21 protein-coding genes are annotated in these 24927 nt (G+C 70.6%); 8 read left to right on the top strand and 13 right to left on the bottom strand.

Features of this window, described 5'->3' with window-relative positions:
- Window positions 1-1083 (bottom strand): isochorismate synthase MenF, encoded by a 1083-nt coding sequence (locus ACM26Y_RS21535; RefSeq protein ID WP_289380178.1) that lies wholly within the window; start codon window positions 1081-1083, stop codon window positions 1-3.
- Window positions 1084-1127: 44 nt separating this feature from the next.
- Window positions 1128-1595: a universal stress protein gene (locus ACM26Y_RS21530; protein ID WP_010593519.1), complete on the bottom strand. Its 468-nt coding sequence runs from the start codon at window positions 1593-1595 to the stop codon at window positions 1128-1130.
- A 125-nt stretch (window positions 1596-1720) separates the two neighbouring features.
- Between ACM26Y_RS21530 and ACM26Y_RS21525 the strand changes: the two genes are divergently transcribed.
- Both ACM26Y_RS21525 and ACM26Y_RS21520 read left to right on the top strand, forming a co-directional pair.
- Complete coding sequence (locus ACM26Y_RS21525; protein ID WP_416061900.1) at window positions 1721-2896, top strand: glycoside hydrolase family 3 N-terminal domain-containing protein; 1176 nt, start codon at window positions 1721-1723, stop codon at window positions 2894-2896.
- A gap of 66 nt (window positions 2897-2962) precedes the next feature.
- Entirely contained in the window at window positions 2963-3571 is a 609-nt protein-coding gene (locus ACM26Y_RS21520; protein WP_054371341.1) for a TetR/AcrR family transcriptional regulator, read from the top strand.
- A gap of 131 nt (window positions 3572-3702) precedes the next feature.
- Here the strand turns inward: ACM26Y_RS21520 and ACM26Y_RS21515 are convergent, their stop codons facing one another.
- From ACM26Y_RS21515 to ACM26Y_RS21490, 6 genes are all read right to left on the bottom strand, one after another.
- Entirely contained in the window at window positions 3703-4941 is a 1239-nt protein-coding gene (locus ACM26Y_RS21515; RefSeq protein WP_416061899.1) for an NAD(P)/FAD-dependent oxidoreductase, read from the bottom strand.
- Complete coding sequence (locus ACM26Y_RS21510) at window positions 4938-5123, bottom strand: rubredoxin (RefSeq protein WP_003939212.1); 186 nt, start codon at window positions 5121-5123, stop codon at window positions 4938-4940. The genes ACM26Y_RS21515 and ACM26Y_RS21510 overlap by 4 nt, the downstream gene beginning before the upstream one ends.
- A 1-nt stretch (window position 5124) precedes the next feature.
- On the bottom strand, window positions 5125-5286 hold the full coding sequence (locus tag ACM26Y_RS21505; protein WP_003939211.1) for a rubredoxin: 162 nt from the start codon (window positions 5284-5286) through the stop codon (window positions 5125-5127).
- Window positions 5286-6509 (bottom strand): alkane 1-monooxygenase, encoded by a 1224-nt coding sequence (locus ACM26Y_RS21500; RefSeq protein WP_416061898.1) that lies wholly within the window; start codon window positions 6507-6509, stop codon window positions 5286-5288. The genes ACM26Y_RS21505 and ACM26Y_RS21500 overlap by 1 nt, the downstream gene beginning before the upstream one ends.
- A 249-nt stretch (window positions 6510-6758) precedes the next feature.
- Window positions 6759-7616: a MaoC family dehydratase gene (locus ACM26Y_RS21495; protein WP_289380204.1), complete on the bottom strand. Its 858-nt coding sequence runs from the start codon at window positions 7614-7616 to the stop codon at window positions 6759-6761.
- Window positions 7616-8962 (bottom strand): 3-oxoacyl-ACP reductase, encoded by a 1347-nt coding sequence (locus tag ACM26Y_RS21490; protein ID WP_003939208.1) that lies wholly within the window; start codon window positions 8960-8962, stop codon window positions 7616-7618. The genes ACM26Y_RS21495 and ACM26Y_RS21490 overlap by 1 nt, the downstream gene beginning before the upstream one ends.
- A gap of 143 nt (window positions 8963-9105) precedes the next feature.
- On the opposite strand from ACM26Y_RS21490, the gene ACM26Y_RS21485 reads away from it, so the two are divergent.
- Both ACM26Y_RS21485 and ACM26Y_RS21480 read left to right on the top strand, forming a co-directional pair.
- Window positions 9106-10419 carry an acetyl-CoA C-acetyltransferase gene (locus ACM26Y_RS21485; RefSeq protein WP_003939207.1) on the top strand — a complete coding sequence of 438 codons (1314 nt, stop codon included), beginning with the start codon at window positions 9106-9108 and terminating at the stop codon, window positions 10417-10419.
- A gap of 244 nt (window positions 10420-10663) precedes the next feature.
- Window positions 10664-13099 (top strand): VanW family protein, encoded by a 2436-nt coding sequence (locus ACM26Y_RS21480; RefSeq protein WP_416061897.1) that lies wholly within the window; start codon window positions 10664-10666, stop codon window positions 13097-13099.
- 116 nt (window positions 13100-13215) lie between these two features.
- Here ACM26Y_RS21480 and ACM26Y_RS21475 read toward each other — a convergent pair whose 3' ends face one another.
- The 3 genes from ACM26Y_RS21475 to ACM26Y_RS21465 all read right to left on the bottom strand — a co-directional run bounded on the left by ACM26Y_RS21475 (window position 13216) and on the right by ACM26Y_RS21465 (window position 16850).
- Window positions 13216-15051 (bottom strand): acyl-CoA dehydrogenase, encoded by a 1836-nt coding sequence (locus ACM26Y_RS21475; RefSeq protein ID WP_054371336.1) that lies wholly within the window; start codon window positions 15049-15051, stop codon window positions 13216-13218.
- 101 nt (window positions 15052-15152) lie between these two features.
- Window positions 15153-15761 carry a class I SAM-dependent methyltransferase gene (locus ACM26Y_RS21470; protein ID WP_054371335.1) on the bottom strand — a complete coding sequence of 203 codons (609 nt, stop codon included), beginning with the start codon at window positions 15759-15761 and terminating at the stop codon, window positions 15153-15155.
- Window positions 15762-15791: 30 nt separating this feature from the next.
- Entirely contained in the window at window positions 15792-16850 is a 1059-nt protein-coding gene (locus ACM26Y_RS21465) for a DUF4185 domain-containing protein (RefSeq protein WP_416063727.1), read from the bottom strand.
- Window positions 16851-17112: 262 nt separating this feature from the next.
- Between ACM26Y_RS21465 and ACM26Y_RS21460 the strand changes: the two genes are divergently transcribed.
- Both ACM26Y_RS21460 and ACM26Y_RS21455 read left to right on the top strand, forming a co-directional pair.
- On the top strand, window positions 17113-18135 hold the full coding sequence (locus ACM26Y_RS21460) for a beta-ketoacyl-ACP synthase III (protein WP_416061896.1): 1023 nt from the start codon (window positions 17113-17115) through the stop codon (window positions 18133-18135).
- Window positions 18135-18854, top strand: a complete 720-nt coding sequence (locus ACM26Y_RS21455) for an HNH endonuclease family protein (protein WP_289381307.1) — start codon at window positions 18135-18137, stop codon at window positions 18852-18854. The genes ACM26Y_RS21460 and ACM26Y_RS21455 overlap by 1 nt, the downstream gene beginning before the upstream one ends.
- A 6-nt stretch (window positions 18855-18860) precedes the next feature.
- On the opposite strand, the gene ACM26Y_RS21450 is transcribed toward ACM26Y_RS21455, so the two are convergent.
- Complete coding sequence (locus ACM26Y_RS21450) at window positions 18861-19835, bottom strand: HAAS signaling domain-containing protein (protein WP_289381309.1); 975 nt, start codon at window positions 19833-19835, stop codon at window positions 18861-18863.
- Between the two features lie 128 nt (window positions 19836-19963).
- Between ACM26Y_RS21450 and ACM26Y_RS21445 the strand changes: the two genes are divergently transcribed.
- Together ACM26Y_RS21445 and ACM26Y_RS21440 are read left to right on the top strand one after the other, a co-directional pair.
- On the top strand, window positions 19964-22072 hold the full coding sequence (locus tag ACM26Y_RS21445) for a thiamine pyrophosphate-dependent enzyme (RefSeq protein WP_416061895.1): 2109 nt from the start codon (window positions 19964-19966) through the stop codon (window positions 22070-22072).
- A gap of 218 nt (window positions 22073-22290) precedes the next feature.
- Complete coding sequence (locus ACM26Y_RS21440) at window positions 22291-23502, top strand: FAD/NAD(P)-binding oxidoreductase (protein WP_289381314.1); 1212 nt, start codon at window positions 22291-22293, stop codon at window positions 23500-23502.
- Window positions 23503-23546: 44 nt separating this feature from the next.
- Here the strand turns inward: ACM26Y_RS21440 and ACM26Y_RS21435 are convergent, their stop codons facing one another.
- Complete coding sequence (locus ACM26Y_RS21435; RefSeq protein ID WP_003939197.1) at window positions 23547-24896, bottom strand: cytochrome P450; 1350 nt, start codon at window positions 24894-24896, stop codon at window positions 23547-23549.
- Between the last annotated feature and the right edge of the window lie 31 nt (window positions 24897-24927).

Raw genomic sequence — 24927 nt, 5'->3', positions numbered from 1 at the left:
CTAAAGGCCGAGCGCGCCGAGCAGTGTGCGCAGCTTCGCGGTGGTCTCGTCGAGTTCGGCCTGCGGATCGGATGCCGCGACGATGCCCCCGCCGCCCCACGCGAGGGCGCGCCTGCCGTCGGCGCTGAGTTCGGCGCAGCGGATCGCCACCAGCCAGTCCCCGTCGCCGTTCGCGTCGCACCACCCCACCGCCCCGCCGTAGAAGCGACGGTCGCCCTCCGTGCCGCGGATCGCGGCGAGCGCGGCCTCGGTGGGGGTGCCGGCCACGGCCGGGGTGGGGTGCAGCGCGGCGGCCAGGGTCAGGACGTCCGTCGCGGGATCGCGCAGGGTGCCGGTGATCGGGGTGGCCAGGTGCCACACGTCGCTCGTCGCGGTCAGCACGGGTGTGCCGGGGATCTGCAGGTCACCGCACAGCGGGGCCAGGCGGGCGCGGATCCACTCGATGACGAAGGCGTGCTCGGCGAGGTTCTTCGCCGAGGCGAGCAGCTGCCGGCCCGCCTCCCGGTCGGCGTCCGGGTCGGCGCAGCGCGCGGCGGTGCCGGCGAGCGGACGGCAGGTGACGGCGTCGCCGCGGCGGCTGACCAGCAGCTCGGGCGTCGCACCGACCAGGGTGTGACCGCGGTACCGCTCGCCGGCGGCGCTCAGATCCGCCGCATAGACGTGGGCGGTGGGGTGGCGCTCGGCCATCCGGGCCGCGAGGGCGAGCGGGTCGACGGGTGTGTCCGCGACGAGCGTGACCGAGCGGGCGGCGACGACCTTGTCGAGTTCGCCGCGGCCGAGCCGGTCGCGCAGCGCCGCGACCCGCGCGACGTGTTGCTCGGGCTCGGGGGTCTGCGCGGCGATCCGCACCGTGGGCAGGTCGGGCAGGGTGTCCGGCGGCTGCCAGGCCGTGCCGGTCACCTCGGCCGTTTCGGGCTGGGTCAACGCGGCCGGACGCTCGGGATCGAAGGGCAGGGCGCCCACGATCAGGTCGGCCTCCCCGCGGCGCAACGCGAGGGAGGCCTCGGCGATGTCGGTGAACCGGCGGCGCGTCCCGGTGGTGTGCACGGTGCGATCGGCGCGGGAGAGGAGGAAACCGTCCATGGTGGGTCGACGATATCCCCGCCCGCGTGCGGTTCGCGCCGCGGCTAGCGTCCCGGCGGGACGATCAGCACGGGCCGATGGCTGTGCCGCAGCACATGGTCGGCCACCGACGACTGCAGCAGCGAGCGCAGGCCCGTGGTGCCGCGGGTGCCGGTGACGATGATGTCGACGTTCAGCTCGTCGGCGGCCTCGACGATGGCGGTCCACACGGCACTGACCACCTCGAGGGTGCGGCCCTCCGCGGCGAGCCCGGCGGAGCGGGCCAGGTCGAGTCCCTCCGCGTTGATCACCTTCGCGTCGGTGAGTGCGACGTCCTCGGTCTCCTCGTCGGGGACCCATTCCGGCTGCATCACCCCCGACAGCCCGGACATGCGGGCGGCCTGACGGACCATCGGTTCCCAGGCCGTGACGACGACGGCGCGGCACGAGGCGAGGAATCTCCCCGCATATTCCACGGCCCGCTTGGCGTTCTCGGAGCCGTCGTAGGCGATGAGGATGAGATCTGCGGGCATCACGAATCCCTGCTGTCGTGGCGGTCCTTGGGGGACACTTTACCGGCCGTCGTAGGCCGCGGGGACCACCTGCCGCCGCGGGTCGTGGGGACCGCCACGGTGGTGGTCGGCTACCGTCGGAGGCCATGCGGATCCGTCACACCCTCACCGTCGCGGTCGCGGCCGTCCTCGCCGTCGCCGGGTGCGGAGGACAGGACGCTCCCCGGGCTGCCGAGTCCACGCCGCCGCCCACGGACACCTCGGCCGTCGCGCCGCCACCGTCGCCCGCCCCGATGGCGACCGCGTCTGCCGCGCCGGCGTGCGGCGACGAGCTACTCGCGTCGCTGACGGTGCGGCAGCGGCTCGCGCAGCTGCTCAACGTCGGCGTCACCGGCACGGCCGACGCCCTCGAGGCGGTGCAGTCCGAACAGATCGGCGGGATCTTCGTCGGCAGCTGGACCGATGTGTCGATGCTGGCGAACCGGGAGATCCCGCAGGTGGCGGCGGCGAGCCGGCTGCCGCTGATGGTCACCATCGACGAGGAGGGCGGCCGGGTCTCGCGCGTCGGGGCACTGCTGGGTCCCGATCCGTCGGCGCGGGTGACGGCGCAGACCATGACGGTGGAGGAGACCTACCGGATGGCGCTCGAGCGGGGCCGGGAGCTCCGCGAGCTCGGCGTCACCGTCGACTTCGCGCCCGACGTGGACGTGAGCAGCCAGCCCGACGACGCGGTGATCGGCGACCGGTCCTTCTCCGCCGATCCGCAGGTGGTGGTGCAGTACGCCGACGCCTACGCGCGCGGGCTGCGCGATGCGGGAATCCTGCCGGTGCTCAAGCACTTCCCGGGCCACGGCTCGGCGTCGGGCGACTCGCACACCGGTGCGGTCACCGCGCCGCCGCTCGACCAGTTGCAGCAGGTGGACCTGGTGCCGTACCGGGAGCTGGTCGATTCCGGTGTCGCGGTGATGCTCGGGCACCTGGACGTGCCCGGTCTGACCGAGGGTCTGCCGGCGAGCATCAGCCCGCAGGCCGTGCAGTTGCTGCGCTCCGGAACGGGCTACGGCGCCCCGCCGTTCGACGGGGTGGTCTTCACCGACGACCTGTCGGGGATGCAGGCCATCACCGATACCTACGACATCACCGAGGCGGTGCAGGCGGCGCTCGCCGCCGGGGTGGATCAGGCGCTGTGGCTGTCCACCGACGACGTCCCCCGGGTGCTCGACCATCTCGAGCAGGCGGTGGCGACGGGAGCGCTGCCGGCCGCGCGGGTGGACGACGCGGTACGCACCGTCGCGCGCGCCAAGGGCGCGCTGAACTGCTGAATCGACGTCGGAAACCCCATCCTTACTCTAGGGTAAGGAATCGGAGCATCGGGACTTGGAGGAGACATGGCCGGCGGTACCAAGCGACTGCCTCGCGCGGTGCGGGAACAGCAGATGCTGGATGCCGCGGTGGAGGTCTTCTCCGAGAACGGATTCCACAACACCTCGATGGACGCCATCGCGGCCCGGGCGCAGATCTCCAAGCCGATGCTCTACCTGTACTACGGCTCGAAGGACGAACTGTTCGCCGCGTGCATCAGCCGGGAGGGACAGCGGTTCGTCGAGGCGCTGACACCCGCCGGCGACCCGGGGCTCACGCCGCGCGACCAGCTGCGGGTGGCGCTCGAGTCGTTCCTCGGATTCGTCGACGCCCACCGCAACTCGTGGATGGTGCTCTACCGCCAGGCGATGTCGCAGCAGGCGTTCGCCGGGCAGGTCCGCAGCAGCCGGGACCGGCTCATCGAGCTCACCGCGCATCTGCTCGAGTCGAGCACCCGCGACCCTGAGCCCGGGACGGACTTCGTCATCATGGCGGTGGCGCTGGTCGGCGCCGGTGAGGCGGTCGCCGACCGCATCGCGGGCGGCGAGATCGACGTGGAGAAGGCCGCCGATCTGCTCGAGAACCTCGCCTGGCGCGGTCTGGCCGGCAAGAAACGCACCGACCAGCACGGCTGAGCAGCCCCGAGGCCCCGTCGGGGCCGTCCGGAGACGACCCCGACGGAACCGGGGGTCCTTCCGCCGGATGGGGGGTCGGCGGAAGGAGCAGGCGCCCGGACCTCGCCCGGGCGAGCCGAGGTGGCTTCCCGTTACAGCGAGGCCGGCACGGCCGCGCCCCGACCGGCGACGTCGTCCAGTGCGACGGACTCGTCCGCGAGCGCGGCGCGATCGATCGGCGCGCTCGCGGCCACGAGCCGGCGCACAGTGCGGATGTCCTTCGGACGGCCGAGGGCGATCGCCCCCACGAGGCGGTCGCCGCGCAGCGCGAGCGCCGTGAAGTCCCGGTCCTCGATCGACCCGCGCACCACGTAGTCGTCGTCGTGCCGGGACCAGCCGGCGAACTGCAGGTTGTGTCCGTACTGATTGGTCCACCCCCACGGCACCTCCGCGGCGCCGAGCGGCTGCCCGAGTACGGATTTCGCCACGGCAACGCCCTGCGCCCGGGCGCTGTTCCAGTTCTCCGTGCGGTGCCGGCCGCCGAGCACCGGGTTGGGTTGCTCGGTCACGTCGCCCGCGGCGTACACCCCGGCGGCCGAGGTGCGGTAGGACTCGTCGACGACGATGCCGTCACCGACGGTGAGCCCGGCCGCCCGGGCAAGCGCGGTGTCCGGCACCGAACCCACCGCAACGAGAGCGGAGCCCGCCGTCCAGAAGCGCCCGTCCTCCGCGACGGCGTGCACCCCGTCGTCGCTCCCGGCGAGGGAGCGCAGCGCGACGCCGGTATGGACGGGCACGTCGTGTTCGGCATGCAGACCGACGTACATCCGGGCCACCGCGGGCGGGACGATGCGGGCGAGCGGCGACGGCGCGCTCTCGAGCACCGTGACCTCGGCTCCCAATTCCCTTGCGGTGGAAGCGACCTCGCAGCCTATCAGGCCGGCTCCGACGACGAGGAGCGATCGGTGCGCCGCGATCGCGGCCCGCAGCGGCGCGACGTTCTCCGCCGTGCGCAGGCTCAGCACCCTGTCCCCGGCGTCGTGCTCGAGGTGGCGGGCGCGGGCGCCCGTCGCCAGGATCACCGCGTCGTAGTCGACGATCTCGTTGTCCCACAGCCGGAGCCGGTGACGTTCCGGGTCGAGTTCGACGACCCGGGTCTCGGTGCGCAGTTCGATGTCGTGATCGGTCCAGTAGCCGGCCGGTTCGAGTTGCGCCTTCTCGTCGGTGATGCTGCCGGCGAGCAGGTCTTTCGAGAGCACCGGCCGCCGGTACGGCAGTGCGGCCTCCTCGCCGATCAGCACGACGCGGCCGGTGAAGCCTTCCTTGCGCAGGGTCTGTGCGGCGGTCGCGCCGGCCACCCCGGTGCCGACGACGACGATCGTCTCGGTCACGTCCGGCTGACCTCGACCATCTCGAAGTCGGACTTGGCGGCGCCGCAGTCCGGGCAGGACCAGTCGTCGGGGATGTCGTCCCAGCGGGTGCCGGGCTCGATGCCGTCCTCGGGCCAGCCCTCGGCCTCGTCGTACTCGAATCCGCACTGCAGGCAACGGAACAACTTGTAGTCGGTGGTCATCTCAGCGTCCTTCGAAGTCGATCTTCTCGCGAACCCCGCAGTCGGGGCAGCACCAGTCGTCGGGAATCGCGTCCCAGGGGGTGCCGGCGGGGAAACCCTCGCGCGGCGCGCCGGCGGTCTCGTCGTAGACGTAGTTGCACACCGGGCATTCGTAGGCGGCCATCACCGTGCTCCGTACTGCGCGAGGACCTTGTCGCGCTTGCCCGGCTGGATGTTGGCTCGGGTGAGGTCGCCGTCGTAGTGCTCGACGACGCGGTGGTCCATGACCTTGCGCCACAGCGGCGGGATGTAGGCGAGGCCGATCATGCTCGCGTAGCCGCTGGGCAGGTTGGGGGCGCCGTCCATGCTCCGCAGGGTCTGGTAGCGGCGCGTCGGGTTGGCGTGGTGATCGCTGTGCCGCTGCAGGTGGTACAGGAAGATGTTGGTGACGATGTGGTCGGAGTTCCAGCTGTGCGCGGGGGTGCAGCGCTCGTACCGGCCCGAGGCCGTCTTCTGCCGCAGCAGTCCGTAGTGCTCGAGGTAGTTCACCGTCTCGAGCAGGGAGAAACCGTAGACGGCCTGCAGGATCAGGAACGGCACGATGACCGGGCCGAACACCGCGACGAGCACGCCGAACAGGACCGCCGACATCGCCCACGCGTTGAGGACGTCGTTGCGCAGGGTCCACGGGCTCTTGCCGAGCCGCTGCAGGCGGGTCTTCTCGAGCTCCCACGACGACTTCAGGCTGCCCCACACGCTGCGCGGCAGGAACGCCCAGAACGACTCGCCGAAACGGGCGGAGGCCGGGTCCTCCGGGGTGGAGACCCGCACGTGGTGGCCGCGGTTGTGCTCGATGTAGAAGTGGCCGTAGCCGGTCTGGGCCAGGGTGATCTTCGACAGCCACCGTTCGAGGTCGTCCTTCTTGTGGCCGAGCTCGTGGGCGGTGTTGATCCCGACGCCGCCCATCACGCCGACGCTGAACGCCAGGCCGATCTTCGAGACCAGCCCCAGGCCGCCGTCGATGCCCAGCCAGGACAGGTCCGTGGCCGACCACAGGTAGCAGGCGAAGACGAGGCTGGCCAGCTGGAACGGGATGTAGGCGTAGGTGCAGTACCGGTAGTACTTGTCGTTCTCGAGCATCTCCATCACCTCGTCGGGCGGGTTCTGCCCGTCGGGGCCGAAGAACCGGTCGAGGATCGGCAGCAGCACGTACACCAGGAGCGGACCGATCCACCACCACACCGGCGCGACCGCGGTCCAGCCGAGCTGGCCGAATCCCCAGACCAGGGCGGTCGCGAGGAAGATCGCCGTGGGCGGAATCAGCCCCATGAGCCACAAATGCCGCTTGCGATCGCGCCACTGTTCCACCGGCGTGTGCGCGTGCCGGCCGATGTCCGACGTCGTCACCGTTCGACCTCCCTGTCCCCGTGATGCTCGGAGGAGCCGGTATGAGCCAGCTCACTGTCTCTTGGACAGTACAACAGTTCGGGTCCGCGCGGTAGACAAAGATGAAAATTTGTACACGACGGCAGTCCGCGACGGAGAAGCCTTCCCGTGCGAGGGACGCCAGAGTCGGCTACGCCGTGCGTGTTTTCGGTAGTCGGTACTACCGAAAACACGCACGGCGGTGGTGGTGCGATTGCGGCGCAGCGGCTCTCAGCGCAGGGTGGCGGTGAGGTGCGGGTAGCCCTTCTTCGGGTTGCGCAGCGCCAGGTCCCAGCCGTCGGCGGCGCGCTCGGCGTACAGATTCACGGTCGCGGGCAACAGGACCGGCTTGCCGAACCGCACCGAGTACGTCGCGTGCGACGGGATGCGGCCCTCCACTGCCCGCAGCGCAGCGGCCGCGCTCCACATGCCGTGCGCGATGGTCCTCGGGAACCCGAACGCCTTGGCGCCGAGCCGCGAGACGTGGATCGGGTTGCGGTCGCCCGAGATCGAGGCGTAGCGGTCGATCGTCTTCTGGTCCACCCGCAACGTCGACGTCGGCACGGGGGCGATCTCTTCGGCCTTCGGTTCGGGTTTCGGCTGATCCGACAACGAGGTGCGCTGCTGGTGCAGGAACGACGACGTCTGCCGCCACACCGGCTCCCGGCCGACGCTGATCTCGCTCACCAGGTCGACGAGCAGCCCCTTGCGGTGCTCCCGCAGGTTCTCGGCGTGGACCTTCAGATCCAGCGGCTCGGTCACCGACACGGGCCGCAACTGCTCGATCACGTTCTCGGCGTGGACGGAACCGACAGCGGGGAAGGGGAAGCCCTTCGACACCATCAGTTTCATCACGAGGGGAAACGTCAGTGTGAACGGATACGTCAGCGGCAGTGTGTCGCCGAAGCGCAGCCCGCACACCTTCGTGTACCCGGCCAGGTTGTCCGGGTCCACGCGCAGGCCGCGCAGCACGAGGGTGTCGTCGGGCAGGCTGTCGCCGGAGGCGCCCACGACCGGCAGCGCCGAGAGCACCGCCCGGGAGTAGACGTCGAGAGTCGAAGGCCGCGAGGAAAGTTCGACGACAGCCATCACGCCCCCAGCATGGACTGGCCGCACACGCGCACGACCTGGCCGGTGACCGCGCTCGAGGCGGGGTTGGCGAACCAGGCGACGGTCTCGGCGACGTCGACGGTCTGCCCGCCCTGCTGCAGCGAGCTCATCAACCGGCCGGCCTCGCGGGTGGCCACCGGGATGGCCGCGGTCATGGCCGTCTCGATGAAGCCGGGTGCAACGGCGTTGACGGTGATGTTCTTCGCGGCCAGCACGGGCGCGGTCGCCTGCACCATGCCGATGACGCCCGCCTTGGACGCGCCGTAGTTGGTCTGGCCGCGGTTGCCGGCGATGCCGGCGATCGACGACACGTCGACCACCCGGCCGCCCTCCTTCAGTGCGCCCCGCTCGACCAGCTTCTCGGTGATCTTCTGGGGGGCGAGCAGATTCACGGCCATGACGGCATTCCACCGCGCGGCGTCCATATTGGCGAGCAGCTTGTCGCGGGTGATCCCGGCGTTGTGGACGATGACGTCGGCGCCGCCGTGCCGCTCGAGCAGGTACTCGGCGAGCTTGTCGCCCGCGTCCGGGGCGGTGACGTCCAGCGCGAGGGAGACGCCGCCCACCTTGTTCGCCGTCTGCGACAGGGCGTCGCCGGCCGCCGGCACGTCCGCGCAGACGACATGCGCTCCGTCGCGGGCGAGTACCTCGGCGATCGTGGCACCGATGCCGCGGGCGGCGCCGGTCACGACGGCGACCTTCCCGGCGAGCGGACGCTCCCACGATTCGGGCGCCGTCGCGTCGCCGGCTCCGACACGGATCACCTGACCGGAGACGAACGCGGACTTCGCGGACAGCAGGAAACGCAGCGTGGATTCGAGGCCGGAGAGCCCGGTGGCGGCGTCGGGGGAGACGTACACCAGCTGCGCGGTGGCACCGCGGCGCAGTTCCTTGCCGACGCTGCGGGTGAAGCCCTCGAGTGCCCGCTGGGCGATGCGCTCGTCCACGGAGGAGGCCTCCTCCGGGGTGGTGCCGAGCACGACGACGCGGCCGCTCGGCCCGAGGCCCTTGATCGCGGGCTGGAAGAAGGTGAACAGCTGTTCGAGACCGGCGACGTCCGTGATGCCGGTGGCATCGAAGACGAGCGCGCCGTATTCGGTGTCGGCGGGGTCGGCGAAGGGGTAGTCGGACAGCAGCGTGCGGATCGGTTCGACGAGGCGGCCGTTGCCCCCGACGAGCAGCGGGCCGGCCAGCGGCGGCTGCCCCGGCTCGTACCGGCGCAGCTTCTCCGGCTGCGGCAGGCCGAACTGCTTGGCGAGGAATGCTCCGGGTGCGGACCCGATCAACTGGGCGTAGAGGCCGGGGGCGTTCTTGGTTTCAGCCACGATTCCACCTTCTCTGGTTCGGACGTCGGTATTGTCGGGAGGGGCCGACGATGTGGTGTCGACAATGAACTTACTCGCGAGTAAGAATAGTAGCGAGAGCCAGTACTCACCGCCATCATCCACCAGCATCCCGGGAGACGTCAGTGACCACCACCGCCCGTTCCACGCAGCTGCGCCGTGTCGCAATCCTCGGCGGCAACCGGATCCCGTTCGCCCGCTCGGACCGCACGTACGCCCGTGCCTCGAACCAGGACATGTTCACCGCCACGCTCGACGGCCTGGTGAGCCGGTTCAATCTCCAGGGTGAGCGGCTCGGTGCCGTCGTCGGTGGGGCCGTCCTCAAGCACAGTCGCGACTTCAACCTGATCCGTGAGTGCGTGCTCGGCAGTGCGCTGAACCCCCACACCCCCGCCTGGGACCTGCAGCAGGCCTGCGGCACCGGTCTGCAGTCGGCGATCTCCGTCGGGGACGCCATCGCCGCCGGCCGCATCGAGGCCGGCATCGGCGGCGGTGTGGACACCACCTCCGACGCTCCCATCGGCGTCAACGACGAACTGCGCGAGTTCCTGCTCTCCCTCAACCGGGCCCGTTCGACCGGCGACCGCATCAAGCTGCTCGGCCAGGTCCGGCCGTCGATGCTCGGCATCGAGATCCCCCGTAACGGCGAGGCCCGCACGGGGCTGTCCATGGGGGAACACGCGGCGATCACCACCAAGGAGTTCGGCATCTCCCGCGAGGCGCAGGACGAACTGGCCGCCGCGAGCCACCGCAACATGGCCGCCGCCTACGACCGTGGCTTCTTCGACGATCTCGTCACCCCCTTCCTGGGCCTCACCCGCGACGACAACCTGCGTCCGGACTCGACCGTCGAGAAGCTCTCCGGCCTCAAGCCGGTGTTCGGCGTGAAACTCGGCGATGCCACCATGACCGCGGGTAATTCGACCCCGCTCACCGACGGTGCGTCGGCAGCGCTGCTGTCCTCGGAGGAGTGGGCCGCGGAGCGCCGGCTCCCCGTGCTGGCCTACCTCGTGGACTCGGAAACCGCGGCCGTCGACTACGTCCACGGTGGTGACGGCCTGCTCATGGCCCCCACCTACGCGATCCCGCGGCTGTTGCGCCGCAACGGCCTGACCCTGCAGGACTTCGACTTCTACGAGATCCACGAGGCGTTCGCGTCCGTCGTGCTGGCCACGCTCCAGGCGTTCGAGTCCGAGGAGTACTGCAAGGGCCGGCTCGGCCTGGACGCTCCGCTCGGATCCATCGATCGCACCAAGCTCAACGTCAACGGCTCGTCGCTGGCGGCCGGGCACCCGTTCGCCGCGACCGGCGGACGCATTCTCGCGTCCCTGGCGAAGATGCTGCATGAGAAGAAGCAGGAGACCGGTAAGCCCGTGCGGGGACTCATCTCCATCTGCGCCGCAGGTGGACAGGGTGTGACCGCCATTCTCGAGGCCTGAGTCCCGCGTCCCGCGGTCCCGTCCGGAAAAAAATTTCGGAGATTTGTAACGCCCCGGCGGGACCGCCGATAAACCAGTCGACCTCGCGCTGCTGCTTGACCCCCGACCTGGCGGCAGCGCGAGGTCTTTCGCTTCTCCGCGGGCGCTCCGGCTGCCCGTCCGATCGGGAGCCCCGGGATCCGACATTAGGCTGGATACCGAGTGGTGCGCCCGATCCGGGGCGCACCCCGGTGAAAGGACACGGGTGAGCGGCAAGAACGGGACGAACGACCCCGAGGGCGGCCAGGACGACGTTCGACCGGTCGTCCCCGAACCGGAGGCGGCCCGGGACGCTGCCGGTGACCGGTCGGAGGCCGTCCCCGTGGAAAGCCCCGGCCGCGCCCCGCAGTCCGTCGCCGACGACGCTGCGCCCGAGCCCAGCCCGGATGCCGAGCCGGTGCCGCCGGCGGAGGTACCGCCCTGGGAGGCGCCCACGGCCGTGCTGCCCGTCGTCGGGCCGGCGATAGGCAGCACCGCCGCCGACGGGCCGGGTACGGACCGCACCGCCGCCGAAGGGCCGGCGACGGGCCGCACCGACGCCGACACCGAGGTCCTCCCCACTCTGTCGGACGACGCCTCCCGCGAGCCTGCCGTCGCGAGGGACGCGACCGCCCACTCGGCAACTCCGTCGGAGGGAGCGGACACCCCGCCGCCCGCCGGACCCCCGCCCGCCGGACCCCCGCCCCCGGGACCCCCGCCTGCCGGGCCCTCACCCGAGGAGCCGGCGCCGACCGGACCCGGAGGCGACGGCGGTCCGCCCTGGCGCCGCATCGCCCTCGTCGCCGGCGGGGTGTTCGCCGTGCTCGCGGCCCTCTACGTCGGTGACCTCGTCGTCTCCTCGGGCAACGTTCCGCGCGGTGTCACCGTTGCCGGCATCGACATCGGCGGACGGTCGGTCCCGGAGGCCGAACAGATCCTGCGGACCGAACTCGGGCCGCGCACCGAGGAGCCCGTCACCGTCACCGCGGGCGATGTGACCGCACAGATCGTGCCGGCGCAGGCCGGTCTGGACGTCGACTGGGAGCACACCCTCGACCGCATCGGATCGCAGCCGCTCGATCCGATCACCCGCGTGACGTCGTTCTTCGGTGGTGGCGACGAGATCGGTGTCGTGTCGACCCGCGACGACGCCGCGTTGGCGGCCGCGATCGGCGGCGTGCGCGCGGTCGCCGACCGCCCGCCCCGCGAGGGCAACCTCGTGTTCGACGGGGCGACGCCCGTGCCGGTGGCGCCGCTGCCCGGGCAGACTCTCGATGTGGAGGCCGCCGCCGACCTGTTCGCCGAGCGATGGGCGTTCGGCGACGTCGAGTTCCCGGTCGAGACGGTCGACGTGACGGTCACGCCCGAGGGGCTCGAGCGCGCACTGCGGGAGGTCGCGGACCCGGCCGTCGCCGGCGACGTCACGGTGCGCGGACGGGACGGGGCCGTCGCGACCCTGCCCAGCGACCGGATCGGCGCCGTGCTGACCTTCGTGCCGGACGGCAACGGGGGCCTGACCCCGCAGTACGGGATCGACGCCGCGACCGAGATCCTCCGGCCGCAACTGGCGGCGACCGAGGTCGAACCGAAGGATGCCCGGATCGTGATCGAAGGCGGCGGCCCGACGGTGATCCCGTCGGTCGCCGGCGAGCTCGTCGACTGGCCGGTGAGTCTCGAGTCGCTGCCGCAGCTGCTGGCCGCGCCGGGCGAGCGGGTGACCGACGCCGTGTACAAGCCGGCCGAGCCTGCGCTGACCACGGAAGCCGCCGAGAAGCTGGGCATCCGCGAGGTGATCGGTGAGTTCACCACCGGGGGCTTCGAGTACGCCTCGGGCGTGAACATCCGCCTGGCGGCGTCGGAGATCAACGGTGCCCTGGTGAAGCCGGGGGAGACGTTCTCGCTCAACGGCTACACGGGCCCGCGCGGCGCGGCACAGGGGTATGTCGAGTCCGGGATCATCAACAACGGGCGCCCGTCCAAGGCTGTGGGTGGCGGCATCAGCCAGCTCGCGACCACCCTGTACAACGCGACGTACTTCGCCGGTATGGAGGACGTCGAGCACACCGAGCACAGCTACTACATCTCGCGGTACCCGGCGGCCCGGGAGGCGACGGTCTACGAGGGCGCGATCGACCTGAAGTTCCGCAATCCCTCCGACACCGGAGTGCTGATCCAGGCGATCGGCACGTCGTCGGACATCACGGTGCGGATCTGGGGCACCAAGACCGTCGACGTCGAGTCCGTGACCGGTTCCCGCACCAACTTCACGGCACCGAACACGATCACCCTTCCGGCCGGGCCCGGGTGCATCCCGTCGAGCGGTGCGCAAGGGTTCACGGTGAGCGACACCCGCATCATCACCGACGCAGCCACCGGCCGGCAGATCTCGAGCACCACCCGCACGGTCCGCTACGACCCGGTGCCGGTGGTGCGCTGCGTCAGCGCCGAGCCGGAGCCCGAGCGGGAGTCGGCACCGGCCGCGCCGTCGCAGCCGGCACCCGGTGAGGCGGAGACGCCCGGCGGTGGCTCGGACGAACCCGCCGGCGCGCGCCCGGCCGGGACGACGACCCCGCAGCCCGCACCGAGCGGCGCGGACGAGGCGGAGGAAGCTCCTGCCGAGACGCCCGCGGCGGCATCGCAGACGCCGGCCGGGACGGAGTAGCCGCGGCAGTAAGTGCACACAGCACTGTGCCCTCCCGTCGCGAGACGGGAGGGCACAGTGTTTCTGTCTACGTACTCGGCTTCTGTCTACCTGTTCGGTTCCGTCCGAGCGCCGGCTCAGAACGCCGCTTCGTCGAGCTCCATGATGTCGAGGTCGACGTTGGCGACGATGCTGCGGACGGCGGTCAGCTCCGGCAGGACGTTCTTGGCGAAGAAGCCGGCGACGGCGACCTTGCCCTCGTAGAACGCCTTGTCCTTGGCGTCCGAGCCGGCGTCGAGGGCCGCGAGGGCGATCTCGGCCTGCTCGAGCAGCCGCCAGCCGATGAGCAGGTCGCCGAAGGCCAGCAGGAACCGCACCGAGCCCAGACCCACCTTGTACAGCTCGGTGGGCTGTTCCTGGGCACCCATGAGGAAGCCGGTCAGGGTGGCGGTCATGGCCTGGACGTCCTCGAGCGCGGTGGCCAGCAGGGCCCGCTCCGACTTGAGGCGCTCGTCGGCGCTGTCGGAGGCGAGGAACTTCTGGATCTGGCCGGTGACGTGCGCCAGGGCGACGCCGCGGTCACGGGCGATCTTGCGGAAGAAGAAGTCCTGCGCCTGGATCGCGGTGGTGCCCTCGTAGAGGGAGTCGATCTTTGCGTCGCGGATGTACTGCTCGATCGGGTAGTCCTGCAGGAAGCCCGAGCCGCCGAACGTCTGCAGCGAGTCCGTCAGGTACTGGTAGGCGCGCTCGGAGCCCACACCCTTGACGATCGGCAGCAGCAGATCGTTGACGCGGTGCGCCAGCTCGTGGTCGGCACCGGAGATCTGCTCGGCGACGACGTCGTCCTGGTGCGCGGCGGTGTAGAGGTAGACCGCGCGCAGGCCCTCGGCGTAGGCCTTCTGCATGGCCAGCGCGCGCCGCACGTCCGGGTGGTGGGTGATGGTGACCCGGGGAGCGGTCTTGTCGGTCATCTGGGTCAGGTCGGCGCCCTGCACGCGCTCCTTGGCGTAGGCCAGGGCGTTGAGGTAACCGGTCGACAACGTCGCGATGGCCTTGGTGCCCACCATCATGCGGGCGTGCTCGATGACGTCGAACATCTGGGCGATGCCGTTGTGGACCTCACCGACGAGCCAGCCCTTGGCCGGGACGCCGTGGCCGCCGAAGGTGAGCTCGCAGGTGGCGGACGCCTTGAGGCCCATCTTGTGCTCGACGTTGGTGACGAACACGCCGTTGCGCTCACCCATCTCGTTCTTCTCGAAGTCGAAGTGGAACTTCGGGACGAAGAAGAGCGACAGGCCCTTGGTGCCGGGGCCGGCGCCTTCCGGGCGGGCGAGGACGAGGTGGAAGATGTTCTCGAACAGGTCGTCGGAGTCGGCGGAGGTGATGAACCGCTTGACGCCCTCGATGTGCCAGGAGCCGTCGTCCTGCTTGATCGCCTTGGTGCGGCCGGCGCCGACGTCGGAGCCGGCGTCGGGCTCGGTCAGCACCATGGTGGCGCCCCAGCCGCGTTCGACGATGGTCGCGGCCCACTGCTTCTGCTCGTCGGTGCCGTTCGCGTGGAGCACACCGGCGAAGGAGGGGCCGGCGGCGTACATGAAGGCGGCCGGCTGGGCGCCGAGCATCATCTCGTTGACGGCCCAGCTCAGGGCGCGCGGTGCCGGCGTTCCGCCGATCTCCTCCTCGAGGCCCATGGACCAGTAGCCGGCCTCGTACCAGGAGTTGAACGCCTTCTTGAAGCCCTCGGGGAGCGAGACCGAGTGGGTCTCGGGATCGAAGACCGGGGGGGTGCGGTCGGTCTCGGCGAACGACTCCGCCGCGGGGCCCTCGGTGAGGGTCTTCACCTCGGCCAGAATGCCACGAGAGGTCTCCTCGTCGAGGTCGCCGAACTTCCCGGCCTCGAGGAGCGTCTGAATCCTCAGCACCTCGAAGAGGTTGAACTCCAGATCCCGGAGGTTGCTCTTGTAATGGCCCATGTCTGCGCTACTCCCAGTGAGATGGTGCGGTCAAGCTGTGTTCGAGTACCGCCCAAGTTATTACTCGTCGGTAACATCCGCCTATGTTACCCGTCGGGCAACTAACTGCCAAGGGTTGGTTTGCGGGCCACCACCAACGCGTCGATCGCCATTCCTGCGTCCGTTTCCCGCATTCTCCGTTCGGCGGTCCGGATTTCCAGTCGTCCGTCGATTTCCGCGACGACATCTGCTGGGGTATAGAGGATTTCGGGATCCTGGGGGCCGCCGGCGCCCTCGGTGGGATTGAGCGAATCGTGTCCCAGAAATATGAGGATTCCATCAGGTTTCAGGGCCGCGACCGCATTGTCGATCAATGCCCGTCGCTGTGGTGGAGGGAAATGGAGATAGGCCGAGAGGACGAGATCATAACCAGCGTCGAAAGTGGCCCCGGTCACGTCGGCGCACTCGTACGTCAGGCGTTCGCGTACCCGCCGTGGCGCCTGCGCCGCGATCGCCCGGGCCTTGTCCACCGCCACGCGGGAGAAGTCGAGTCCGGTCACCTCCCAGCCGCGCGTGGCCAGCCAGAGCGAGTGCCGGCCCTCGCCGCAGCCCAGATCCAGGGCGCGGCCGTGCGGCAGCGACGTCGCGAACTCGACGAGCACCGGGTTCGGCGGCACCCCCCACACCGTCTCGCTCTTCGAGTACCGCGCATCCCAGTCCTGTGCGTCCATGGACGCACGGTAGCCCGGACGCCGCGCCGGTCAGGGATGGAGCGTGGTGCGCAGCAGGAGCACGTTGTAGTTCTGGTGCACGGTCGTGAGGAAGTACAGATCCGGGCCCGAGGACCACGGGTGGATGTACGCGCCGTACGCCGTCGGCAGTTCGCGGGAGTCGAGGACGACCTCCGGCGCGCTCCACGGGCCTGTCGGCGACGGTGCCCGGCGCAGCACGACGGAGTTGTGCGCGTCGGTGGTCAGCAGCACGAACTGCCCGAGGTGGTCGTTCCACTGCACCGACAGCTCCGCCGCACCACCCGTCATCACCGGGCGCGCCGCGTTCACGTCGCGGACCCACGCGCCGCCGTCCCAGTACTCGTACGCCGCGAGGTCGAGGATCTGCTGTTCCGGTACCCGCGCCAGGTGCACCGGCCCGCCGCGACCGGGCGGGGTTCCGTACTGATAGACGAACCCGCCGTGCCGGACGAAGGCGCCCATCTGGAAGTTCCGGTTCCCGTCGGCGTTCGGCCGCTCGGTCTGCGGCGCCACCGTCCAGTTCTCCCCGTTGTCGTGGGAGAAGGCCAGGCCCGAGAAGTTGGTCTCCCACGAACCGGCCGGCCCCCAGTTCTTCACCGACATCAGGCTCAGGAACTGGGTGTCGCCGACGGCGATCCCCGCGGTGGGGATCCGGCTGATCTCCAGGAACGGGATCTTCGGGCTCGGGACGAGTTCCTTCGCCTGGCCGAAGAAGTCGCGGGCCGCGCTGTCGAACGTCATCCCGTCGGCGAGGTTGCGGTCCGAGCTGCGGAACAGCGAGCTGCTGCGCCAGGCCCAGATGCTGCCCGACAGCAGATTGGGCAGGCCGAGGCCCGCGGTGTCGCCGAACGCGGTCAGCACCTGGCCGCGTCCGTTGTCCCACATCACGCCCAGGTCGGTGCCCAGGACGTTCAGGTCCTGGGTGCGGTTGGTGCTGAGCATCCCGGTCTGCTGTGCCACCACCTGTGTGCGGCCGCGCAACTCCGGCAGGCCGTTGACCCCGTTGAGGCCCGGGATGGGATTGATCGCGTTCGGGTTCGCCGCGGAGGTGCCCACGAACGGGACCATGGTGACGACCGCACAGGTCAGTACGGTGACCCCGAGCCGGATCGAAGCACGTCGGTAACCCCCATTACGTGTGTGCACGGCCACAGACGGTAACAGGAGGTGACAACCGTCACACGTCCTTCGATGTCCGTCGGCGTGTCCCGGCGGTGCTCGCACGAGGGCCGGGCCGACGGGTCGGCTCCGCTACGATTCGCGCGCGCGTTACCGTGTCAGGGACGCGATGCACTGACAGGCAGTGCACGAAGCAGAGGAGATTCGCCTGATGGGTGCACAGATCGCCGGTCCCGCCCCGCTGCGGAACACCGCACTGCTCGGGCTGGGCGTGCACCGCCCCGAGCGGGTCGTGACCAACGACGAGATCTGCGAGCAGATCGACTCGAGCGACGGGTGGATCCAGTCGCGGTCGGGCATCAAGGAACGGCGCTTCGCGAAGCCGCACCCCGAGGAGTCGGTGGTGGACATGGCGATCACGTCGGCCCGCAAGGCGCTCGAGGCCGCCGACATCACCGGTGACCGCGTCGGCGCCGTCATCGTGGCCACCTCGACCTACCCGAATCAGACGCCGCAGTCCGCGGCCCTGGTCGCGCACGCCCTGGGCACCGGGGGCGCGGCCGCTCTCGACATCTCGGCCGGGTGCGCCGGATTCTGCTACGCGCTCGGCGTGGCGTCCGACATGGTGCGCACCGGCACCGAGGACTACGTGGTCGTCGTCGGCGTCGAGCGCATGAGCGACACCACCGAGCCCACCGACCGCTCGGTGCGGTTCATCTTCGGCGACGGCGCCGGCGCCGTGGTCGTCGGCCCGTCCGACGAGGTGGGTATCGGCCCCACCGTGTGGGGGTCGGACGGTTCCCAGGCCGACGCCATCCGCCAGGAACCGGACTGGGTGAGCTTCGCGGACAACCCCGATCAGAAGCGGCCCTGGATCATCATGGAGGGCACGGCGGTGTTCCGCTGGGCGGCCTTCGAGATGGGGAAGATCGCCCGCCAGGTCGCCGACAAGGCCGGGGTCGAACTCGCCGCCCTCGACGCGTTCGTGCCGCACCAGGCCAACCTGCGCATCAACGACGTCATCGTCCGGCAGCTCGACCTTCCGGAGACGGTGGCCGTCGCCGACGACATCATCGAAACGGGCAACACCTCCGCCGCCTCCATCCCCCTCGCGATGGAGAAGATGCTGCGCACCGGTCAGGTCCGGCCCGGCGGGCTCGCCCTGCTGCTCGCCTTCGGCGCCGGGCTGTCCTACGCGGGGCAGGTCGTGAAGATGCCGCAGCTCGCGCAGTAGTGGCCGCGGCGAACTCCGCCGGCCGCCGCCGGCTGTGGTTGCTCGCCTACGTGCTCGCCTTCGTCGTCTTCGTCGTCCTCCAGCAGACGTACGGCGGCGACGAGGCGGGCCCCGGACCGGCGCCGGCGCCGGCACCGTCGTCGGCTGCCGCAGCCGAGACAGTCGAACTGCTGAAGAGCCTTGCCGTGCGTGCACCGGACCCCTCGGGCGGGTACGACCGTGCCCAGTTCGGGCCGGCGTGGACCGACGACGTGACCGTCGCGGGCGGGCGCAACGGCTGCGACACCCGCAACGACGTCCTGAAGCGGGATCTGGTGAACATCAAGCTGGCGCCGGTGACGAAGGAGTGCACCGTCGAGGCGGGAACCCTGTACGACCCGTACACGGGCCGGGAGATCTACTTCCGGCGCGGGGTGGACACGTCGTCGGCGGTGCAGATCGATCACGTCGTCGCCCTGTCGGACGCGTGGCAGAAGGGCGCGCGACTGCTCGACGCGCAGACCCGCAAGAACCTCGCGAACGATCCCCGGAACCTGCAGGCCGTCGACGGCCCCACGAACCAGGGCAAGGGCGACAAGGACGCCGCGCAGTGGCTGCCCCCCAACTCGGAGTACCGCTGCACCTACGTGTCCCGGCAGATCGAGGTGAAGGCCGAGTACGGACTGTGGATCACGCCGGACGAGAAGGACGCGATGGCGGGCGTCCTGGCCACCTGCTGACCGCTCTCAGGCGCGGCGGTGCGCGAGGTACTTGCGGACCGCCGTCACCACCCCGACCGCCGAGGCGACGATCACCACGATGCACACGATGCCGACGGCGAGGTTCAGCTGTGCCGTCAGGTCCGAGCCCGTCCTGTCGCGCAGGTCGGATAGGAACTGGGCGGAGAAGTACGGCCGGTGCACGAGCACGGCCGTGGCCACCGCGACGGCGAGCAGATCGGAGACCACTGACAGGGCGGTGACGACGAGCGTCCAGCTGCGCACGGCCAGCGCGACGCTCGCCGAGATCACCCACAGCACCGCGACGGCCACCATCGCCGGCACCAGCCGGTCGGTGAAACCGGGGTCGAGCGCCTCGTACCCGGCGCCGAAGAACGACGGCGCCAGCGACGGGGACAGACCGGCCACCCCGATCAGCACGACCACCGCGAACACCAGCTCCGCGATCGCCTCCCCGACCGGGATCTCCCGGCCGTGCGGCACTGCGGGCAGGTCGTCCGGATCCCACCGCCCGAGATCCGTGGCGGTGGGCGCGGTGCGTTCGATCACCGCGAACACGACGGTCACCCAGAACGCGGCGTACACACCGCCGGTCAGGGCCGCGTCGATCGCGTCCCACACGACGCCGGCGCTGTCGAGCGGCGCGGCCGCGGGGTCGGTGGCCTCGGTCAGGGCGCCGAGCAGGGTCAGACCGCCGAGCACCGCCGCCACCACGCCGACGACGGGCCACAGCACACGCAGATAGGTGTCGTAGAACTTCGGGCCGATCAGATGCCGCGGCGCACCCCGGTAGGTGCGCGCGAGATCCTCCGGAGTGCCGAGGTCGGTGAGCACCGCACGTACCTCGCGCTCGGCACCGGCGCCTTCGATGCGGCCGCGCACGTCGGCGGCCACCTCGGCGCGCCGGGACCGGGGCAGGTGGACGACGACGGCATGCACGTACCGGTCGACGAGCTCGTCGTCGGTGAGGCGGGTGGGCATCCCGGTGTTCCTTCCGTTCGGCGCCGGTCTGCGAGCGGCCGGCGCGACGACCCGCGCCGCCCGGGACCGGGCGGTACTGTGCCGGTACACAGTATTGGGCAGGACCTGCGAGGGTGTGGGGCAGCGCGATGACGGCCGAGCCGCTCGACGAGTACTTCACCGCCACCGTCCGCGGCTGGAGCGCCGCGGGCGGGCAGGCGTCGGACGAACCGCTGCTGCGGTACTTCGACGCGCAACTGCAGTCCCGTCACCTCGACTTCGCGGCCCGCGAGATGCAGCGACGCGGTGCCGGGTTCTACACCATCGGATCGTCCGGCCACGAGGCGAACGCCGCGCTGGGGCTGCTGTCGCGGGTCACCGATCCGGCGCTGCTGCACTACCGGTCGGGTGCCTTCTACGCCGCGCGGGCGGCGCAGGTGCCGGGTACGACGCCGGTGCGGGACGTGCTCGCCGGGTGCGCCGCCTCGACGCTCGATCCGATCTCCGGCGGTCGGCACAAGGTGTTCGGCAACGCCGAGTTGAACATCCTCCCGCAGACCTCGACGATCGCTTCCCATCTGCCGCGCGCGGTGGGGACGGCGTTCGCCCTCGCCCGCGCGGCCCGATTGGGCCTGCAGTGCCCGTGGCCGGCGGATTCGGTGGTGGTGTGCAGCTTCGGGGACGCCTCCGCCAACCATTCCACCGCGGTCGGTGCGCTCAATGCGGCTGCCTACTGCGCGTACCGGGGCCTGCCGCTGCCGCTGCTGTTCGTGTGTGAGGACAACGGTCTCGGCATCAGTGTCCGCACGCCGGAGGGCTGGACGGAACGCGCCCTCTCCTCGTATCCGGGGGTGAGCTACCGCGCGGCCGACGGCGCGGACCCGATCGGCGTGCTCGCCGCCGTCGCGGACCTGCTCGTCGCCGTCCGGACCGCGCGCGCACCGGCCGTGCTGCATCTGAGGACGGTGCGGTTCCTCGGCCACGCCGGCTCCGATGCCGAGACCGCGTACCGCAGCCGTGAGGAGATCGCCGCCGACTATGCCCGGGATCCGTTGCCGGCCACCGCACGTATCCTCGTCGACCACGGAACGCTCACGCCCGCACAGGTGCTCGAAAGATACGAGGCGATGCGTGCCGCCGTCGCCGCGGAGGTGGACGCCGTCGCGGACGCCCCCCGACTGGGATCGGCGGCCGAGGTGATGCGGCCGCTGCACGTGCACGGCCGGCGCCGGGTTCCGGACGGGCCGGAGCCTGCGACGACGGAGCCCTGCACGCTCGCCCAGGCCGTGAACGGTGCGCTCGCCGGAATTCTCGACGAGATACCGGAGTCGTTCGTGTTCGGGGAGGACGTGGCCGACAAGGGCGGGGTGTACGGGCTCACGCGTGGTCTGCTCCGCCGATTCGGGCCGCACCGCGTCTTCGACACCGTCCTCGACGAGCAGACGATCCTCGGCACGGCCCTGGGGTTCGCGGTGACGGGCCTGCTGCCGATTCCGGAGATCCAGTACCTGGCCTACCTGCACAACGCCGAGGACCAGTTGCGCGGCGAGGCGGCGAGCCTGATGTTCTTCTCCGACGGCCGTTTCCGTAATCCGATGGTGGTGCGCATCGCCGGCCTCGCCTACCAGCGGGGGTTCGGTGGGCACTTCCACAACGACAACTCCGTCGCGGTGCTGCGCGACATCCCCGGTCTGGTGCTCGCGGTGCCGAGCCGCCCGTCGGCGGCGGGGGCGCTGCTGCGCAGTTGCGTGCACCTCGCGCGCAGCGAGGGCCGCGTGTGCGTGTTCCTCGAGCCGATCGCGCTCTACCACGAACGCGACCTGTACGACGAGGGTGACGGGCTGTGGCGCGAGCCGCCCGATTCCGTTGCGGTACAGCCGGGCTCGGTGCGGTTGTACGGCACGGGGGAAGACGTGCTCCTCGTGACGTTCGGCAACGGCGTCCGGATGAGCCTGCGTGCGGCGCGTCGGTTGTCGGCGCGCGGTGTGCAGGCCGCGGTGCTGGACCTGCAGTGGCTGGCTCCGCTGCCGCTGGCCGAACTCCTCGCGTGCGCGCAGTCCTTCCCGCGCGTGCTGGTGGTGGACGAGACGCGGCGCAGCGGTGGGGTGTCGGAGGCGGTGGTCACCGCACTGGTGGACGCGGGCTACCGGGGCCGGATCTCGCGGGTCACCAGCCGCGACAGTTTCGTGCCACTCGGTCCGGCGGCGGCCGAGGTACTGCTGTCCGAGGACGACGTCGTCAGCGCGGCCGCCGAGTAGCGGCGCTGTCGGGGGGGCTGTGGTCCGTCCGCGGTCCGTCCGCCGGGACGAAGGTCCCGGAAAGCGGGGACCTTCGCAGGGCGGAAATACCCGCCGGGGTACTTGAAGAGCCGGTGCCGGGCGCCTACAGTCGTCGGTGGATACCCCACCGGGTATCTGGGGGCGTGGAGGCCCAGCCTGCGTCCGCGCCTGCGTCACGGACGGAAAGGACTGTTCACATGTCGCTCCATTCAGGTGCCGCGCGACATCGAGTACTCGTCGTCGGGGGAGGCACGGCCGGCATCGCGACCGCAGCACGCCTGCGCCGGGCCGGAGTCACCGACATCGCGGTGATCGAGCCCTCCGACGACCACTGGTATCAGCCGCTGTGGACGCTCGTCGGTGGGGGACAGGCCTCGCTGGACGAGACCCGCCGAGCCGAGGAGAAACTGATCCCCGAGGGCGTCCGGTGGATCCGCGCCGCCGCGACCGCCGTCGACCCCGACGCGCAGACCGTCACGACCGATCGCGGGTCCGTCGTCGGCTACGACTACCTGGTCCTCGCCACCGGCCTGCAGCTCGACTGGGACGGCGTGCCGGGCCTCGCCGACGCCGTCGGGCACGGTGCCGTCTCGAGCAACTATTCCCCGCGGTACGCCCCCTACACATGGGAACTGATCCGCAACATGCGCTCCGGCACAGCGATCTTCACCCAGCCGGCGGGGCCGATCAAGTGTGCCGGCGCGCCGCAGAAGATCGCCTACATCGCCTCCGACTACTGGCGACGGCAGGGCCTGCTCGACAAGATCCGGGTGGTTCTCGTCCTGCCCGGCGACTCCATGTTCGGCATCGCGTCCTGGCGGCAGACCCTCGAGGGGGTCGCCGCGAGGTACGGCATCGAGGTCCGGCTGAGCTCGGAGATGACCGCGCTCGACGGACCGTCGCACAAGGCGACGATCGTGAACAACGCCACCGGAGCCGAGGAGATTCTCGACTTCGACATGCTCCACGCCGTGCCCCCGCAGCGCGCGCCCGGCTGGGTCGCAGCGAGCCCGCTCGCCAACCCGGCGAGCCCCTTCGGTTACGTCGAGGTCGACAAGCACACCCTCCAGCACCGCCGGTACCCCAACGTCTTCGCACTCGGCGACGTCGCGGACCTGCCGACGTCGAAGACCGGCGCCGCCGTGCGCAAGCAGGCGCCCGTCCTCGTCGCCAACCTCGTCGCCGAGATGCGCGGGGTCGGCAAGCGCAAGAGCTACGACGGGTACTCGTCGTGCCCGTTCGTCACCGCCCGGGACCGGATGATGCTCGCGGAGTTCGACTACGAGCTCGAACCGTCCCCGACCATTCCCGTCATCGACACCACCAAGGACCGCCGCGACATGTGGTTGCTCAAGCGCTACGGCCTGCCGGCGATGTACTGGCACGGGATGGTCAAGGGCCGCGTCTGAGCCCTACAGTCCGAGTCACCGCAGTCCGAGTCACGGCCGTCCGGTCACCGCCGCCGGCGCAGCGCGATCGGCTGCCCGTCGGACGGGTACGGCAACGATGTGAAGTTCAGTGGGGCAACGTAATCGGACGGCACATGCCAGCTGTACCCGAGCAGCAGGTGGTGCAGTACCGTCTTGATCTCGGCGCCGGAGAAGTACATACCCAGGCAGCGGTGCTCTCCGGCGCCGAACGGCGTCCACGCGAACTTGTGCACTCGGTCCTCGCGGCGTTCCGGGGCGAAGCGCCCGGGATCGAACTTCTCCGGTTCCGGCCACAACTCGGACATGTGGTGGCTGTAGTGCAGTCCGACGTTGATCAGGGTGCCGCGCGGCACGAAGTGGCCGAGGATGTCGGTGTCAGCGGTGGTGTACCGGACTATGCCGGGCACCGGCGTCACGAGCCGCTGGCATTCCTTGATCACCAGGTCCAGGCTGGTGAGGGATTCCAGGTCCGCCAGGGTCGGGGTGGTCGTACCGAGCGCCTCCGACTCCTCCCGGCACAGTTGCTGCCACTGCGGGAACTGGCCGAGGTACTGCAGCACGGTGGACAGCGTGATGGTCGAGGTGTCGTGCGCGGCCATCATCAGGAAGATCATGTGGTTGACGACGTCCTCGTCCGAGAACCGTTCGCCGTCCTCCGATTCCACGTGACACAGTGCGGTGAACAGGTCGTCGCCGTCGCCGGCGCGCCGCGCCGGAAGGTAGCGCCGGAAGAACTCCTCGAGCCGGCGACGGCCCACCACGCCACGGCGCCAGCGGGTTCCGGGCAGGGGGTAGCGCACGATCGCCGTGGCCGCCTGCACGCATCCGATGAAGGCCTTGTTCACCTCGGCCATCTCCGCGGCCGACGAACCCTCGGCGCCGCCCATGAAGATCGAGGTGGCGAGCCCGAGGGTGAGTTCCTTGAGCGCCGGGTAGGCGCGGAAGTCCTCGCTCGGTGTCCACGAGTCGAGGGCCCGGGCGATCGCGGGCTGCATCGAGTCCGTGTAACGCGCGAGGCGGTCCCGGGTGAAGGCCTGTTGCATGATCCGGCGGTGCGTGCGGTGCTCGTCGCCGTCGAGCAGCATCAGGCCGCGGTCGAAGAACGGGCCGATGAGGGTGCGCCAGCCCGGACCGTTCGCGAGTGCCCGGTCGCGGTTCTGCAGCGCGGCGCCGCAGGCGTCGGGGCCGAGCAGCACCACCCAGGGCCGGCCCGCGAACCGGAACCAGGACACCGGCCCGTGTTCGCGGTAGCGCCGGTCGTAGGCCTTCAGCGGGTTGCGCATGTAGTCGAGGGCGTACCCGACGTACGGCAGGCCGGCGTCCCCGGGAACGGCGGTCAGACCGGGCGGGGAGGGCGCGAGCACTTTCGTCATGAGGTCTCTCGATTCGTCGGACCGTATCTGA

This window comes from Rhodococcus indonesiensis (genome assembly GCF_047782815.1).
Lineage (GTDB): Bacteria > Actinomycetota > Actinomycetes > Mycobacteriales > Mycobacteriaceae > Rhodococcus > Rhodococcus indonesiensis.
Note: the sequence above shows the minus strand (reverse complement) of the source record. Positions and strands in the feature narration are given on the sequence as shown.

Excerpts from the sequence above, each read along its gene's own strand:
- ACM26Y_RS21535 (WP_289380178.1), bottom strand. The coding sequence starts at position 1,083 with ATGGACGGTTTCCTCCTCTCCCGCGCCGATCGCACCGTGCACACCACC.
- ACM26Y_RS21530 (WP_010593519.1), bottom strand. The coding sequence starts at position 1,595 with ATGCCCGCAGATCTCATCCTCATCGCCTACGACGGCTCCGAGAACGCC.
- ACM26Y_RS21525 (WP_416061900.1), top strand. The coding sequence starts at position 1,721 with ATGCGGATCCGTCACACCCTCACCGTCGCGGTCGCGGCCGTCCTCGCC.
- ACM26Y_RS21520 (WP_054371341.1), top strand. The coding sequence starts at position 2,963 with ATGGCCGGCGGTACCAAGCGACTGCCTCGCGCGGTGCGGGAACAGCAG.
- ACM26Y_RS21510 (WP_003939212.1), bottom strand. The coding sequence starts at position 5,123 with ATGACCACCGACTACAAGTTGTTCCGTTGCCTGCAGTGCGGATTCGAG.
- ACM26Y_RS21505 (WP_003939211.1), bottom strand. The coding sequence starts at position 5,286 with ATGGCCGCCTACGAATGCCCGGTGTGCAACTACGTCTACGACGAGACC.
- ACM26Y_RS21495 (WP_289380204.1), bottom strand. The coding sequence starts at position 7,616 with ATGGCTGTCGTCGAACTTTCCTCGCGGCCTTCGACTCTCGACGTCTAC.
- ACM26Y_RS21475 (WP_054371336.1), bottom strand. The coding sequence starts at position 15,051 with ATGGGCCATTACAAGAGCAACCTCCGGGATCTGGAGTTCAACCTCTTC.
- ACM26Y_RS21470 (WP_054371335.1), bottom strand. The coding sequence starts at position 15,761 with ATGGACGCACAGGACTGGGATGCGCGGTACTCGAAGAGCGAGACGGTG.
- ACM26Y_RS21465 (WP_416063727.1), bottom strand. The coding sequence starts at position 16,850 with ATGGTCCCGTTCGTGGGCACCTCCGCGGCGAACCCGAACGCGATCAAT.
- ACM26Y_RS21460 (WP_416061896.1), top strand. The coding sequence starts at position 17,113 with ATGGGTGCACAGATCGCCGGTCCCGCCCCGCTGCGGAACACCGCACTG.
- ACM26Y_RS21450 (WP_289381309.1), bottom strand. The coding sequence starts at position 19,835 with ATGCCCACCCGCCTCACCGACGACGAGCTCGTCGACCGGTACGTGCAT.
- ACM26Y_RS21445 (WP_416061895.1), top strand. The coding sequence starts at position 19,964 with ATGACGGCCGAGCCGCTCGACGAGTACTTCACCGCCACCGTCCGCGGC.
- ACM26Y_RS21440 (WP_289381314.1), top strand. The coding sequence starts at position 22,291 with ATGTCGCTCCATTCAGGTGCCGCGCGACATCGAGTACTCGTCGTCGGG.
- ACM26Y_RS21435 (WP_003939197.1), bottom strand. The coding sequence starts at position 24,896 with ATGACGAAAGTGCTCGCGCCCTCCCCGCCCGGTCTGACCGCCGTTCCC.